Raw genomic sequence first — 14,535 nt, 5'->3', positions numbered from 1 at the left:
CCGTGCTGTGCATGTAATGTAGAGTGGAACAAACTACGGCCTGAAGTCCCTTTTTGACTACAGAAGAAGGGCCAAGCAGGATATGAGGGAAGGGTCGTATTAAAAAAGGAGGCGCGGCTATGAGACTCGCACAGCTGGCAGGGGAATATGAAGCGGTCTTCAGTCTGGGACAAAACTGTACACCTGCCATTCAATTGGAAAAGAACCGTTTGCGGCCGTTTGCCGGGGTACTGGATTGGATGATGTCTGACACGCTGTCCGATGTGAACCGCTTGCTTGAAAATCGGTTTGCCGGATTTATGGATTTGCCTAATTTAAGTGTCGTTGGTACGAGCCAACTGAATTATATGGTCAGAGATATCGCTTATAATGTGATCTCGGTACATGATTTTCCGCAGGAACGCAATACGTCCTCAGATCTGGTGACCTATCCCGAGTTCAAGGAAAAGATAGACCGTCGTATCGAACGTTTTTTTGCAAAAACACAGATGGCGAAGCGCAGCTTGTTCGTCCGTATGCTGGGAACCTATGAAGAAGTAGAGGAACTGGAACGTATTTTGTCGGGCATGGTAGCGAATGAATTTCGTTTGTTGGTGGTGAATTGTTCCGGCGTAACGGAGTTGACGGAGGTGGATTGGCAGCTTCCGCATGTATGCTCGGTGGAAATGCCTTTTGCCGATGTATGGAATTACAAGAGTGATCCGCACTGGCGTACTCTTTTTAAAGGGATGACCTTGTCTTCGGAAAGGGGAGGGCGTCGTGCTTGAGCGGTTGCAGGGGGATTATGATGCTGTATTCAGTTTGGGTGGACATTGCTTGCCTTCCATTCAGCTGGATAAAAACGGACTGCGTCCCTATGCGGGTCCGCTGGACTGGATGATTTCCGGTAACTTGTCACAGATCAGTCGTTTGCTGGACGCCCGTTTTGCCGATTTTATGGATGTTGATAGTCTACGTGTCACGGGGCATGATTACGGCGAGCATAACTTCATGGTTGAGGATGCATCCTATGGGATTACAGCAGCACACCATTTTCCGGTTAGCCAGAATACATCGGAGCAGCTGACTTCCTACCCTGCATTCAAAACGACGCTTGATCGCCGCATTGCACGTCTACTGGACCAATTCGCGCTTGCGTCCCGTCTGCTACTGGTTCGTCTCGGGGGTAGTCGGGAGCAAGCGGTGGAACTACATGATGTGTTATTACAGAGGATTACACATGATTTTCGCTTGTTATACGTGGATTATACAGGGACTGATGGTGTGACGGAGCTGGACTGGGGGTTGGAGAGGCTGGTTTCAGTCGAGTTGCCACCTGAGGATATATGGAACGGTCAGGATGAGATGTGGCGTTATATGCTGGAAAACGTGAGACTGCATGTCTGAGGTGCTGAGATTCTAGAAAGACATTATAGATTGTCTTCGGACTGTGCTTGTGCCTGCGCCAAGCTATAGGGAGTCGCATAACATGATGCGAAGGGAAGTCATATGCTTCGGTTCAAAAGGAGGGTGAGCTAGTGAAGGCTTTGGTCACCGGGGGAGCCGGATTTATTGGTTCTCAGCTGGTACGTGCGCTTGCTGATTCGGGCATCAGAGTGCATGTGCTGGATAATCTGACGACCGGGAATATGGCAAATGTGGACCCGCGCGCGGTCATGCATATTGCGGATATTCGCAGCTCTGAAGCTAGGACGCTGCTGATTCGGGAAAGCCCGGATATTGTGTTTCACTTGGCGGCACAGGCGGATGTGCAGCAATCCATCCATCGACCCGATGAGGACGCGGATGTGAATGTGCTGGGGACGATTCATTTGTTGCAGGCTTGTCATGAAGCGGGTGTGTCGAAATTTATATTTGCATCCACGTCCGGTGTATATGGAGAGTTGCAAAAGCAATGTATACAGGAAGACGATCCCGTGGAGCCCATTTCAGGCTACGGACTGTCCAAGCTGACCGCAGAATCGTATATTCGACTTTTTTATCGGCTGTACGGTATGAACTATACGATTTTGCGTTATGGAAATGTGTATGGTCCCGGTCAGGCCGCGAAGGGAGAGGGTGGTGTAGTCGCTCTCTTTATGGAGCGGCTGAAAAAAGGAAGTCCCTTGCTCATTCACGGCGATGGGACACAAACCCGAGACTTTGTGTACGTCAAGGATGTAGTTCGAGCGAATATGGCGGCTATCCATGCAGCAGACCAACGCACAGTACATGTAAGTACAGGACGAACGACGTCCATTAATCGACTGGCCTACGATTTACTAAAGCTGCACGGTTCGTCTGTCCGCCCTGTGTATTCACCAGCGCGAGCGGGAGACATTCACCATAGCTGTCTTAGTAACGCAGTCGCCAGACATTGGCTTCGTTGGGAACCGCTATACGGCATTTCTGCCGGTTTACAGGAAACGTATGTGAGCAGTATGGGTTCAGGCAAAGAAGGTATGTCTTGATAAAGAGCGCGCAACTCAAGAAAGAGACTGAGGTAACTCTCAGCCTCTTTTTCATTTGAATAGCAATTAGATGTTCTCGCCAGCCAGCTTCAAGGCTTGATCTAGGACAGCTGCACCGTTTCCTCTACCATAAGCCAACGTGTCAATGACATCTACAGGGATACCATAGGGAGCTGCAATTTCGGTTACTGCCTTTTTACGCATCCGCACTTGAGGTCCGAGCAAAATAGCAATCACAGAATCTGTAACGGCTTCTAGCTCTTCCTTGATGGTGCTTTCGGGGATGGCTTCGATGTTCAGCTCTATGGATCTTGCTGTTGCTTCTTTTTTCATTTTAGAAACCAAAATGGATGTGGACATACCCGCAGCACATGCCAAAATAATTTTTTTCATATTTGAGCGCCTCCAGAATTCATTTTTAACTATTTATACTCTTCATCCAGATCAGCAATAAATGAGCGTTCCTTGATCGCGGCTTGATACCAGTAGCCGGATTTCTTCAAATGCCGACTTCGATCATTGTCAAGGTTAATTTCCACCAGTCCATAGCGATTTTTAAAAGCATTCATGGGAGAAACGTTGTCTGTAAAGGCCCACAGCATATAACCTGTACAGTTGGAGCCCGCTTCTACAGCTTGTAATGTGTAGTATAAATGCTCAGTTATAAAGTCAATACGATAGTCGTCCTGAATAATGTGTTCCTCATTTTTGAAAGCAGCTTCATTCTCAATGCCCATACCATTTTCCGCGACAAACCACTCGATATTGTGATATTCGTTCTTGATACGCATTCCCATATCGTAAATGATTTTCGGATAAATCTCCCAGCCCCGTGACTTGTTCATTCTTTTACCCGGAAGATCAAAATGCTCATAGTAGTAAGAGGGGTGAAAGGGGGTGTTTTCGTTCCACGCTTTACTCTGTGCTTTTACCCGATGGGGATAATAGAGATTGATCCCGACGTAGTCAACGGTATTTTCCTTAATGACTGCCAGTTCTTCCGTTGTAGCTTCAAATGTAATATCATGCTTGCCCATGAGATCGAACAATTCTTGCGGGTATTCGCCTTTAATAAGCGGGTCCAGAAATACTCGATTGTAAAATAAATCATACACATGTGCCGCATACTGGTCATGAGGGGCGCTTGATCGGGCATAAGTGACTTCGGGATTCAGAATAACGCCTATTTTAGCCCCGTGCTGACTATAGTTTTTTGCTTTGAAAAGCTGTACGCATTTCGCGGTAGCCAGCGTTTTATTATAGTTCCATTGCATCCACTTCCGTGTATTTTGTTCATAGGGATAGCGAAGGGCATCTAGATAGACACGAGTCTGTACAACAATGGGCTCATTAAACGTAAACCAGTGCTTGACCCGATCGCCGTACCGTTCAAACACTTTGTCCGCATATTTTACAAACAGCTCCACCACATGCTTGGAAGACCAGCCCTCATATTTGTTCAGCAAGTAGGCGGGTACCTCATAGTGTTCCAGACAAATCATCGGCTCGACTCCGCTCGCAATCAGCTCATCAATGACCCGGCCCATATAATCCGCATATGTTTCATCCACCACTACATTCTCATAATCCGTTAAGAAGCGGGACCAATTAATAGAAGTCCGATAATGGGTTAAACCAATCTGCTTCATCAGCGCAATATCTTCGGCATAGCGATTATAAAAGTCGGTTGCAACCGCGGGTCCATATCCATTGTGCCAGACATAGCGGTCATTTTTGTACCATTGGTCTAGGAATGAGTCCTGACCTTCTTTTTTACCGCTCCAGCCCTCTGCCTGCCAGGCGGAAGCCGCTGCACCCATGATGAAATTCGACGGAATTTGTATCGTATGTTTAGCCATGACATGTTTCTCCTTTTCATTGTATAAAGAATGCGTTTCCAATTAATTGATGTATTTCTATAGTAACGCATTATTCAGCCGTTCGCTTGTTGGCAATTTTGACGAATGGGAAATAAATGATAATGGCTACCACAATACAAATGATCTGAGTTACGACGGCGCCAATGCTTCCACCTGTAGACAGGTAGGCATTAATAATAGGCGGAGTAGTCCATGGAACCATGACGACGGCTTTACCTGCAAATCCAAGCAACGTCGAGAAGTAACCAATCGTTCCTGTGATGAGCGGAGTAATAATGAAAGGGATAGCCATCAATGGATTCAGCATAATCGGAAGTCCAAAAATGACAGGCTCATTAATATTAAACAGACCCGGACCCAATGAAAGCTTTGTTATTTCCTTCATATCTTCACGCTTGGAAGCGATCATAATACAAATCAAGAGGGCCAGCGTAATTCCTGAACCACCGATACTCATGTATACGTCCCAGAAAGGCATCGTAATAATGTTCGGAATGGGCAGTCCTTGCTCATAAGCAGTCATGTTGACGGTAATCGCGCCAAGCAGCAGGGGTTCACGAATGGGCTTTACCATTTGGTTCCCGTGAATACCGATCACCCAGAAGATTTGCGCAACCAGCATCAGCACCAGTATACCTGGCAGTCCCTGTACTACGGTCTCCAGAGGTTTTTGCACCACATTATAGACGGCATCGTACAGGTAGAGACCTGTAAACTTATGAAAAAAGAATCCAAACATTGAGAAGACAGTCACCGTAATAATGGTAGGAATGAGTGCCGAGAAAGAAACGGCCACATTGCTGGGAACACTCTCAGGCATTTTAATTTTTAGTTTATCGGACTTGCCCAGTTTGCTGTATAGCTCAACGGATAGGATGCTTATGAAAATACCTAAAAACAAGCTCTTGGTATCCGTAAATTGACGGGCTATGACGTCTGTTACCTTTTGCATGTCACCGTTAACCATCAACTCTATCGTGGTTGGTGTCACAGAGATAAAACAGATTAAAGCGAGCAAACCGGGGAAGAGATTTTTCTCACCGTTAATTTTTCCTAGCTCCAGACCAATCATGAAAATAGCCAGAATGGTAAGGATATTCAAGCTGGCATAGTTAATGCCTGAGAAAATCGGTTTGTACTCAGCCAGGAATGAGAACGGCTTAAAATGCGCAAGGCCATTGACCGGGTCCATGACCATATTAGAAATCAATACAGCAAAGGCACCGACAATAATAACAGGCATCAATGTGATAAAAGCTGATTTGATCGCTATAATATATTTAAAATTGTTGATTGCATTTGCTACCGATGTGAGGCCGTCAACCAGTTTGTCTTTGAAAGCCATAAGATAGCGTCCCTCCCTCTACGATTTCGGTACGAATTGATCAATGCGTTCATACAGGTCTACAAACTCTGAGGCCATATCACGTATAGTGATGGCATTCATCAAATGATCTTGAGCATGCACCATCATGACGGACATCTCTGTTTTTTCACCTGCTGCTTCCTTGCGGATGATTCTGGTTTGAATTTTGTGGGAAGACACCAGTTCTTTTTTTGCTGAGGCTAATTCATCTTTGGCTTCCCTAAATTTCCCCACCTTTGCAAGCTCAATCGCCTCCATGGCTGAACTGCGTGCATTCCCTGCGTATAATATAATTTGGAATACAATCTCTGTATCATCCATGTCCTCCATGTTCACGTCGTGCTCTGTAGATTCATCATTATTCACGTGATCTTCTCTCCTTTCAATGATCCCTTCGTATGGCTATTATAATTTGGAATCGCTTTCAACATAACGCACATTATTTCCTCTTCTTAACGGAAATAAATCGTTCTTCATACTCCTCATGTTCAACAATTTTTATGCAACACTTCTATGAATTCTGTATACGATTTGCAGCGAATAAGCTGCTGGACGAGCTGTTCATTATTTAAAATATCAAGCAAAATATGATACATAGTCTGTAAATCTTCTGATTTAGTACGCTGTATGCAGAGCATACAAATAAATTGTACCGGCTTGCCGTCCCAGTCGATAGCTTTTTGTAATGTACAGATGGCCCAAAACGTAGAATCTGCGAAAGGTTCCATCGGATGCGGGATCGCGACAAAGTTGCCAAATGAAGTGGGGGAAACGGCTTCACGCTCTATTACAGATTGCAGCAGGGGGCCTTTTACAAGATCTGCTTCGTGTATTTTTTCGGCTATAAATTCAAGCACTTGGAGTTTGTTCTCAAACTTCTGCTGAAGAAAGACCAATTTTTTTCGTACATACTGCACAGCAGGAAGTCTGGTCTCAGAAATGGCTTGCTCAATTTTAGTAATATCGGAACCGCCTAAAAATGTATTCACATGGATCATGGGGATAGAAAGCGGTTCTGAAATGGGGATCGTGCTAATAACAAAGTCCAGTGTATCCAACGGCATTTGTTTCAGCTTATAAAATTCAGTGGTTCCCACGATATCCAACCTGGAACCGAAGACCGATTGAAGCTTGTAATACAGCAGCTTAGCGCTACCGAGTCCAGAAGCACATACGATCATACATCTTTTGGGCGCGTCCTCCATTTTCTTTCTTTCCATCGCGACTCCGATATGAATGGCTAAATACCCAATTTCATTTTCCTCGATGTGTATATGAAGCCGCTGCTTGATGACCTCCGCAGCAATGATACCTGCTTCAAAGGCAAGCGGGTAATTGGCTTTGATTTCATCCAGCATAGGATTACGCAAATTCATTCCGTATTGATAACGGTTGATCACCGGTTTGAGATGAAGGCAAAATGCAATCAGCAATTCTTGATCGTTTTGAATGTTCATTTTCAACTGCTGATCAATTTGGTCCAGTATTTCAATAGTCAGTTCGTAGATATCTTTATCAATGATCTTTTTAATCTCCACTTCATCCATACGGGCACTAACGACGGTCCTTATACCCAACAGGTGAACAGCAATGTACGCAACTTCAACAAGTGGAAAGGAGTACTTCATGTTTTGTTCCAAGGCGGATACGATCTCAGTCGCCACCCTAAACTCTTTTTGCGCTTCGATTTTTTTCATCTCTTGAGGATAATACGAAACATACCTTTCTTCGCAAATACGCTTACATGCTATAGCAATATGAATGACCAGATTGTTCAGGGCAATGTCCGACAGCTGAATATCATTGATCTCAATACGATCCAGAATCACTTCTCTTATGAATTCCATCTCTTCGTTAGAGATCAGAGGAGGGGGGGACATCTGCTGGTTGCCTATTTCATCTATCCTATTAAATATATAGTCGGAAATGCAATAACGCAGCCTGGCCTCATTACCTTTGACTCGAATACCATGATAGGGTCTATTCTCCAGGGAAAGTCCGTAAGTTGCCAATAACTTGCGTAGTTCTTTGAGGTCATTCTGTAAAGTAGATCGACTAACATACAGGATCTCGGCTAAATCATCAAGTTTAACATATGCATTGGTAAGCAACAGCTTTTTCATTAAAAAACGATTTCTGGCTTCAGAAGAATTCGCTAATGGATAGGGTACATTATTTTCATAATCCTTTAATTGCTTCAGCAGATGATGAAATGCTTGTTCGTCCCGAACCTCTAACTTGTAGCCCGTTCCTTTAAGGGGTTTAACTGCTGCTCCATGTTTTGACAACAGCGCACCCAATTCCTTTAAATCCGTTCGTATCGTTCGAGAAGATACCTTCAATGCATTTGCCAAGTGTTCTCCATTGACCATCTGTTCAGCAACCAATATACGAAGAATATCAAAAATACGCACAACGAGCCCCCTTTCTTAGCTGTTCTGATGAACAGTATACAACGGTTAGAGCGTAACCAAAAGAAGGGTTGACAACAGCGTAAATCCTAGATGACCTTGACACACCAGCAGATTCAGAGATATAGTAGACACAATAAGTCTTTGATTGAGGTGTAGTTATGAAATTTACAAAAGCTACAAATTATGCGCTGCACACCATGCTCATGCTCGTTGCTGATTCGTCGGTTAAGCCGGTAGGTGTTCAGCAATTGGCCGAATCCCAAAATGTTTCACCAACTTATCTTTCAAAAATTTTGACGAGGCTTGTGAAGGCTGGAATGATCGAATCCGTTTCTGGAGCCAATGGAGGCTATCGCCTATCCCGTCATAAAGATGATCTTACTTTTTTGGATATTATCCGTGCCATTGAAGGTACGAATTCTTTGTTTGAATGTGATTTTGTCCACGGATCTGAGTGCCTGATTCAAGCTGTAATGAGGGAAGCAGAGGAGAAAATGGAACGACATCTTAAAAATACGAAATTGGTCGATTTGGCGCAAAAGCAAACGCAAGTTTAAAAGTAAGCGACTTTATATAGAAAGAGGGTGGTTGCCAGTTATGTAAAGCGTTTTTTTGGTTTTATTACAGATATAAAGAGTCTTTAATATCTTCGGAAAGGAGTTGGGTGTTATGCTGTACGATTGCGCTATTATTGGTGGAGGGCCCGCCGGATTGAATGCAGCCCTCGTGCTGGGCAGGGCAAGAAGAAATGTGGCTTTGATTGATAATAATCGGCCCAGAAATGCGGTTACGCATGCGTCGCATGGTTTTATTACGAGAGACGGCGTAACGCCAGCCGAGTTCCGCCGTGTAGCTTATGAGGAAGTGCTGCGTTATCCGTCTGTCCATCATCTGCAAACCGAGGTTGTTTCGATTACGAAAAACGAATCCGGATTTGAGGTGCTTGATTCGTCAGGCCTTCGCGTTCAAGCGCGAAAATTGATATTAGCGACGGGCGTAAAGGAGATATTCCCCGAGATCGAAGGTTTTTATCCGTTATACGGGAAAAGTCTGTTTAATTGCCCTTATTGCGACGGCTGGGAGTTGCGGGATCAACCGCTTGTCCTTGTCTCTGAATCGGCGGCTATATATCATACAGCCAAACTACTCCTTAATTGGAGCAAGGATTTGATCGTATGTACGAACGGTCATGCATCCCTGTCGGAAGAACAAAAAGAACGGCTTCAATCCAAGGGAATTGTGGTAATGGAGCAACCTGTTTCAGCGTTCATCGGTCACAATGGGCAGCTGGAGCATGTGCGCTTTACGGATGGCACTCAAGTCCCGAGGGTCGGCGGTTTTGTGTCTCCCCAGTTTGTACAAAGTACACCGTTTGGAGAACGTTTGGGCTGTGAAAGAACGGAGTCGGGCGGGATCAAGACGGATGAAGCGGGGAGAACCTCCATACCCGGTGTATATGCTGCCGGGGATTCATCGTACTTCATGCCTTCTCAGTTGATTTTTGCCGCGGCCGACGGCAGTCGAACCGCTGCGAGCGTAAATATGGATTTGACAGAGGAAGATTTCAGCGAATGACGAGAAATTGGAATATTCTATATGGAATCTGATGATAGAAAAGGCCGCCAACATGGCGGCTTTATTCTAAAATCATTGAGAGAGCAAGCAATAATAAACCAATGATCATAGGTCATTTCAAGGCTAAACAAGATCTTCTTTCAATAACCTCTGTATTCACAAGAACCTGAGTATGATGCCTCTGATGATTGTTATGCCTCTCCATAAGCAAATTTACAGCAGTTCGGGCCAAAATATCCTTTTTCACATGAATGGTTGTGAGTTCCGGGCTAATGACCTTGGCCTCATGAATATTATCAAATCCCATGACGGAAATTTGTTCAGGCACTCGAATGTTCATTTCCTGAAACGTTTTAATTGCACTGATCGCCATATAATCATTTTCGCAAAATAGGGCCGAAGGTAGCTCATTCAATTCATGAATAGCTGTTTTAAATGCGTCCTGTGACATCACAAGCATGGGATGCATATCAAATATAAGCCCATTTTCTATGGAAAGATTGTGCTCCTCTAAAGCCGCCATAAACCCTTCCTTTCGTTTTTTAAAGTTAAGAATTCTGGTACTGGATTGTACGTATCCTATCTTTCTGTGTCCTGACTGAATTAAATATTGGCCTGCCTGATACCCACCAAGATAGTTGTTAATAGATACGAAACTGGCGTCGACGTGTTCAAAGTAGGTATCTAAAATCACGATATTGGAATGAATGGATTGTATAGAATGAATAATCTCGGAAGTTAAATTGGTGCCAAGCAGAAGTATGCCTGAAGAAGGCTGATCTTTTTCCAAAGCAGATAATTCTTCTTCGAGGCTATGGCTATCAAAAGACGAAAAAATCAAGGTGTTTCCATGTACTCTCACCTGATTGGTAATATGATGAATTAATTCATTGAAAAATGGAAGTGAATCATAATGCTCTGTTACAATGTCTGTATTTTTACAGGCCACAAAGCGTATCACATGATGATTTTTAATGACTTCCTTGCTTGTCTTCATGGTGCGTGGTTTATATCCATGCTCTTGGGCTATTTTTAGAATTTGCTCCTTGGTTTCTTCACTGACTCCGGGTTTGTTATTAAAAGCAAGAGAGACAGCAGATTTCGAAACACCTGCAAGCCTTGCAATATCATCAATTTTCAATGTGGAACCCCCTATTGAACTAAACTACATAAATTATATCATTACTCTACAAGAAAGTTTAGATTATAAACTAAACTAAACTAAATAAATGAAAAGAAAAAAATGTTGACCTTTTATTATTTATAGTGTTAATATGCAAGTGTAAAGCGCTTTAATTTAGTTTATTTGCGAAAAAACATATAAATTTAGTTATTTATTTTAGTTATTTGTTTAGGAAGATTTGTGAATGTAGCAAGAAAGGAAAGGTGATTCATTTGAGTTTAAACATTGCTGAAAATCAAAGAAGTTTTACAAAAGAGGACAAACCTTTTTTTTATTTGGCAGATACGGTTTGGAGTGTATTTACCAACGCGACGATAGAGGAGTGGAGCGATTATCTTGACTATCGGAAGATGCAAGGTTTCAATGTGTTGCAAATCAACATGCTCCGACAATGGGACGCAAGTGAATCGGATCTGAATCTACAGCCGTTTGCATTACTGGAAAATGGGGATTTCGACTACCATACATTAAACGAAGCTTATTTTGACCGGGCAGAAATCATGTTGAAAATGGCTGTAGAGCGTGGATTTGTTCCGGCACTGGTTCTGTTGTGGTGTAACTATGTACCGGATACATGGGCCGAAATGTTCCAAAAGGGTAACAAAATGCCATTTGAATGCGTTGAACCCTATGTAACGTACGTCGTAAACCGTTTTTCTCCATTTGATCCTATTTTTCTGGTTAGCGGGGATAGTGATTTTCCGACTGAACGCGCCAATTCCTATTATTTAAAAGCACTGGACATTGTACAACAATTAAGCCCTGCAAGCTTAACTACGCTGCATATTCAAGGGAGATTGAGAGAAATTCCTCCAGCCTTTGAGAAACACAAGGGTCTTGGATTCTATATGTATCAATCAGGACATAATTCCGAGTTTCAGCATGTGGGCCATGAGATTGCTCAACATTTCTACCATAAGCCGGATATACGGCCTGTCATTAATGGAGAGCCATGTTATGAACAAATTAGTTATAGCCGCAATGTGTATGGCAGATACACAGCACTGGATGCCAGAAAAGCAGCATGGCAAAGCCTCCTTGCAGGCGGGGGTGCGGGCATTACCTACGGAGCACATGGCATTTGGAGCTGGCACAAAAAAGGAAAGAAATTCGGCATTGTAGAAGGGGAAGGATTCGATAGTCCCTATGATTGGAGAACAGCATTGCGATTTGAGGGCGCATGGGATTATTCCTTTATTAAATATTTGTTTGAAATGTATAACCTTATCGGCATAAAGCCGCTAGATATTGTTTTAAACAAGACAGAGGAAATTAGAGCTGCGGGGAACGAGAATACCCTTATCTTGTATGTCCCGGTTAACACGAAGGTGCGACTAAGTATCAACGTGCAGGATTACAAGTTTACAACGATTGATTTAGCCGGGAAGCGGTTTGCCCAAACTGACGTGTCCGTCCAAAAGGATCAATCGGTGCTAGACATGCACAGCTTTGAAAGTGATGTTGTCATCATCGGAACGAAATAAAAACAGAGAAGAATGTGGATGGAGTGAAGCAACATGTGGAAAATCGGCGTTATTGGAACGGGATATTGGTCGGAAAAACATATAAAAGCATGGCAGTTTATCTCGGATGCAGAAATCAAAGGATTTTGTGATCGAAATTAAGATTTACTTTTTCAAAAAGCAGCTCAATTCCATATACCTACTGAATTGGGATAAGTGCCGTAATTGTCGCAGTTATAGCACATCCAGCTACTACGGATAGAATAATAGAAAGCGCATCCAAGAAGGAGTGAACATGATGGATCATAAAAAAACAGCCAAAGAAGTATTAAGTGCCGTGGGCGGAAATGAAAATGTGAACAGTGTCATTCACTGTGTCACTCGATTGAGATTTAAACTGAAGGATAATCTATTGCCAGATAAAGAAAAGATCAAGCAGATTGACGGTGTCATTACCGTTGTGGAAAGTGGTGGCCAATTTCAGGTGGTCATCGGAAATGAGGTTCCCAAAGTATACGAAGCTCTTTTGGATACAATGGGAGTAAAGCATGGAGATCAAATGGTTGAAGATGATCAAAAAAATGAAAAAGCGAGCCTATTTAGCCGCTTTGTCGATGTAATTTCAGGTGTGTTTATGCCCGTTGTGGGTGTGCTCGCTGCTGTGGGGATTCTAAAAGGACTATTGGCTTTATGCACATCCCTGGGCTGGATGACTGATCAGATGGGCACGTATAAAATTTTATATGCGACAGCAGACGCAATGTTTTATTTCTTTCCGGTTATTCTAGGGTTTTCAGCAGGTAAAAAATTTGGAGGAAACCCGTATCTGTCTGCCGTTTTGGGAGCAGCGATGGTGTACCCGACCATTACTTCCGCCTTTACGGATAAAACGGCGCTGTCCTTTTTGACTATACCTGTCGTTCTGATTAATTATACTTCTTCTGTTATACCGATCATTATTGGAGCGTTCTTGGCAGCTAAGGTCGAAAAAATGATAAGTAAGTATGCACCTGCCTCCATTAAAATGTTCATAGTGCCTTTTCTGACTTTGGTCATCATATCACCGCTTGTTTTTCTGGTTGTCGGTCCGATAGCAACTATAATCAGCGATGGGTTAGCCAAAGGCTCTATGTGGATTTATCAGTTAAGTCCGGCTGTAGCTGGCCTCGTTCTGGCCGGGTTCTGGCAGGGCATCATTATCTTCGGTCTGCATTGGGCATTCATTCCAATTCTCCTGAATAATGTAGTTACGAATGGTTTTGATCCGATTAACGGTATGCTTTTCTGTACGACTTTTGCGCAAACAGGTGCGGCATTTGCCATCGCTTTGAAATCACGGGACCCTAAATTAAAACCCATTGCCACTTCTGCCACAATTGCGGGTTTGATGGGGGTTACTGAACCAGCTATTTACGGGGTTACGCTACCCGCCAAGAAACCGTTTATTTTAGCCTCGATCGCTGGAGGTATAGGAGGAGCTGCAGCAGGCTTACTCGGCTCAACGGCATATGGATTTGCTTCGGGCGGCATTTTTGGTATCCCTCTATTCATTAATCCAAAAGGCATGGATGCAGGCTTCATCGGCTTTATCATATCTTTGGTTGTAGCTTTTGTAGTCGCATTTATTCTGACCTATCTTTTCGGTTATAAAAATGCAAAACCTGCGTCTGAGATTAAAATTGCAGATGAAAACAAAGAAGAAGAAAAAGCGGTATTCAGTCCTCTACACGGTGAATTGATTCCTTTAACTGCAGTAAAAGATGAAGCTTTTTCCAGCGGTGCGATGGGCCAGGGGGCCGCAATTATTCCGAAAGAAGGAGTAGCCTATGCGCCATTTAACGGAACTGTTGTTACCGTTTTCAAAACCAAGCATGCCATCGGGCTTATTTCTGAGGATGGAGTTGAACTGCTCATTCACATTGGAATTAATACGGTCAGCTTGAAAGGAAAACATTTCACTTCCTTTGTATCTGAAGGGGATACGATTCAAAAAGGGGACAAGCTGGTTGAATTTGATCCCAAGGCTATAGAGGATGAAGGATATGATATTACCACATCCGTCATTGTAACCAATACAGCCGTGTACACGGATATTTTAGTTGAAGATCCCAAGGATATTCATGCAGGAGACCGCTTACTAAAGATTAGATAGATTCCAATATTCCATAATAAAAAAGCAAGTTAAAGCTGACGATGACCCGTAT

The 14,535-nt window shown here is 43.4% G+C and carries 13 protein-coding genes; 7 read left to right on the top strand and 6 right to left on the bottom strand.

The window, feature by feature from the left end:
- Positions 1-119: 119 nt before the first annotated feature.
- The 3 genes from JOE49_RS26085 to JOE49_RS26075 all read left to right on the top strand — a co-directional run bounded on the left by JOE49_RS26085 (position 120) and on the right by JOE49_RS26075 (position 2,450).
- Complete coding sequence (locus tag JOE49_RS26085; RefSeq protein ID WP_023990094.1) at positions 120-767, top strand: DUF1796 family putative cysteine peptidase; 648 nt, start codon at positions 120-122, stop codon at positions 765-767.
- A complete protein-coding gene (locus JOE49_RS26080; protein ID WP_023990093.1) occupies positions 760-1,386 on the top strand; it encodes a DUF1796 family putative cysteine peptidase in 627 nt (208 codons plus the stop codon). The genes JOE49_RS26085 and JOE49_RS26080 overlap by 8 nt, the downstream gene beginning before the upstream one ends.
- A 131-nt stretch (positions 1,387-1,517) precedes the next feature.
- Positions 1,518-2,450: an NAD-dependent epimerase/dehydratase family protein gene (locus JOE49_RS26075; RefSeq protein ID WP_023990092.1), complete on the top strand. Its 933-nt coding sequence runs from the start codon at positions 1,518-1,520 to the stop codon at positions 2,448-2,450.
- A 66-nt stretch (positions 2,451-2,516) separates the two neighbouring features.
- Here the strand turns inward: JOE49_RS26075 and JOE49_RS26070 are convergent, their stop codons facing one another.
- From JOE49_RS26070 to JOE49_RS26050, 5 genes are all read right to left on the bottom strand, one after another.
- A complete protein-coding gene (locus tag JOE49_RS26070; protein ID WP_023990091.1) occupies positions 2,517-2,843 on the bottom strand; it encodes a PTS sugar transporter subunit IIB in 327 nt (108 codons plus the stop codon).
- 29 nt (positions 2,844-2,872) lie between these two features.
- Positions 2,873-4,309, bottom strand: coding sequence for a glycoside hydrolase family 1 protein (locus JOE49_RS26065; protein ID WP_209943517.1), 1,437 nt, complete (start codon positions 4,307-4,309; stop codon positions 2,873-2,875).
- Between the two features lie 70 nt (positions 4,310-4,379).
- Positions 4,380-5,675 carry a PTS sugar transporter subunit IIC gene (locus JOE49_RS26060; RefSeq protein WP_160789553.1) on the bottom strand — a complete coding sequence of 432 codons (1,296 nt, stop codon included), beginning with the start codon at positions 5,673-5,675 and terminating at the stop codon, positions 4,380-4,382.
- 18 nt (positions 5,676-5,693) lie between these two features.
- Complete coding sequence (locus JOE49_RS26055; protein ID WP_034095210.1) at positions 5,694-6,017, bottom strand: PTS lactose/cellobiose transporter subunit IIA; 324 nt, start codon at positions 6,015-6,017, stop codon at positions 5,694-5,696.
- Between the two features lie 167 nt (positions 6,018-6,184).
- Positions 6,185-8,110, bottom strand: coding sequence for a BglG family transcription antiterminator (locus JOE49_RS26050; RefSeq protein ID WP_209943515.1), 1,926 nt, complete (start codon positions 8,108-8,110; stop codon positions 6,185-6,187).
- Positions 8,111-8,268: 158 nt separating this feature from the next.
- Here JOE49_RS26050 and JOE49_RS26045 point away from each other — a divergent pair, with 158 nt between their 5' ends.
- On the top strand, positions 8,269-8,667 hold the full coding sequence (locus JOE49_RS26045) for an Rrf2 family transcriptional regulator (protein ID WP_076159720.1): 399 nt from the start codon (positions 8,269-8,271) through the stop codon (positions 8,665-8,667).
- Positions 8,668-8,779: 112 nt separating this feature from the next.
- Positions 8,780-9,685 (top strand): NAD(P)/FAD-dependent oxidoreductase, encoded by a 906-nt coding sequence (locus tag JOE49_RS26040; protein WP_068941789.1) that lies wholly within the window; start codon positions 8,780-8,782, stop codon positions 9,683-9,685.
- Between the two features lie 112 nt (positions 9,686-9,797).
- Here the strand turns inward: JOE49_RS26040 and JOE49_RS26035 are convergent, their stop codons facing one another.
- Positions 9,798-10,826 (bottom strand): LacI family DNA-binding transcriptional regulator, encoded by a 1,029-nt coding sequence (locus tag JOE49_RS26035; protein ID WP_209943513.1) that lies wholly within the window; start codon positions 10,824-10,826, stop codon positions 9,798-9,800.
- 245 nt (positions 10,827-11,071) lie between these two features.
- Between JOE49_RS26035 and JOE49_RS26030 the strand changes: the two genes are divergently transcribed.
- Positions 11,072-12,352: a glycoside hydrolase family 140 protein gene (locus tag JOE49_RS26030; protein ID WP_209943511.1), complete on the top strand. Its 1,281-nt coding sequence runs from the start codon at positions 11,072-11,074 to the stop codon at positions 12,350-12,352.
- 277 nt (positions 12,353-12,629) lie between these two features.
- Complete coding sequence (locus tag JOE49_RS26025) at positions 12,630-14,483, top strand: beta-glucoside-specific PTS transporter subunit IIABC (RefSeq protein ID WP_209943715.1); 1,854 nt, start codon at positions 12,630-12,632, stop codon at positions 14,481-14,483.
- Positions 14,484-14,535 lie beyond the last annotated feature (52 nt).

The organism is Paenibacillus sp. PvR133 (assembly GCF_017833155.1).
Classification (GTDB): Bacteria; Bacillota; Bacilli; order Paenibacillales; family Paenibacillaceae; genus Paenibacillus; species Paenibacillus polymyxa_B.
This window is presented reverse-complemented; position numbering and strand designations above follow the sequence as displayed.

Excerpts from the sequence above, each read along its gene's own strand:
- JOE49_RS26055 (WP_034095210.1), bottom strand. The coding sequence starts at position 6,017 with ATGGATGATACAGAGATTGTATTCCAAATTATATTATACGCAGGGAAT.
- JOE49_RS26060 (WP_160789553.1), bottom strand. The coding sequence starts at position 5,675 with ATGGCTTTCAAAGACAAACTGGTTGACGGCCTCACATCGGTAGCAAAT.
- JOE49_RS26040 (WP_068941789.1), top strand. The coding sequence starts at position 8,780 with ATGCTGTACGATTGCGCTATTATTGGTGGAGGGCCCGCCGGATTGAAT.
- JOE49_RS26045 (WP_076159720.1), top strand. The coding sequence starts at position 8,269 with ATGAAATTTACAAAAGCTACAAATTATGCGCTGCACACCATGCTCATG.
- JOE49_RS26070 (WP_023990091.1), bottom strand. The coding sequence starts at position 2,843 with ATGAAAAAAATTATTTTGGCATGTGCTGCGGGTATGTCCACATCCATT.
- JOE49_RS26065 (WP_209943517.1), bottom strand. The coding sequence starts at position 4,309 with ATGGCTAAACATACGATACAAATTCCGTCGAATTTCATCATGGGTGCA.
- JOE49_RS26085 (WP_023990094.1), top strand. The coding sequence starts at position 120 with ATGAGACTCGCACAGCTGGCAGGGGAATATGAAGCGGTCTTCAGTCTG.
- JOE49_RS26025 (WP_209943715.1), top strand. The coding sequence starts at position 12,630 with ATGGATCATAAAAAAACAGCCAAAGAAGTATTAAGTGCCGTGGGCGGA.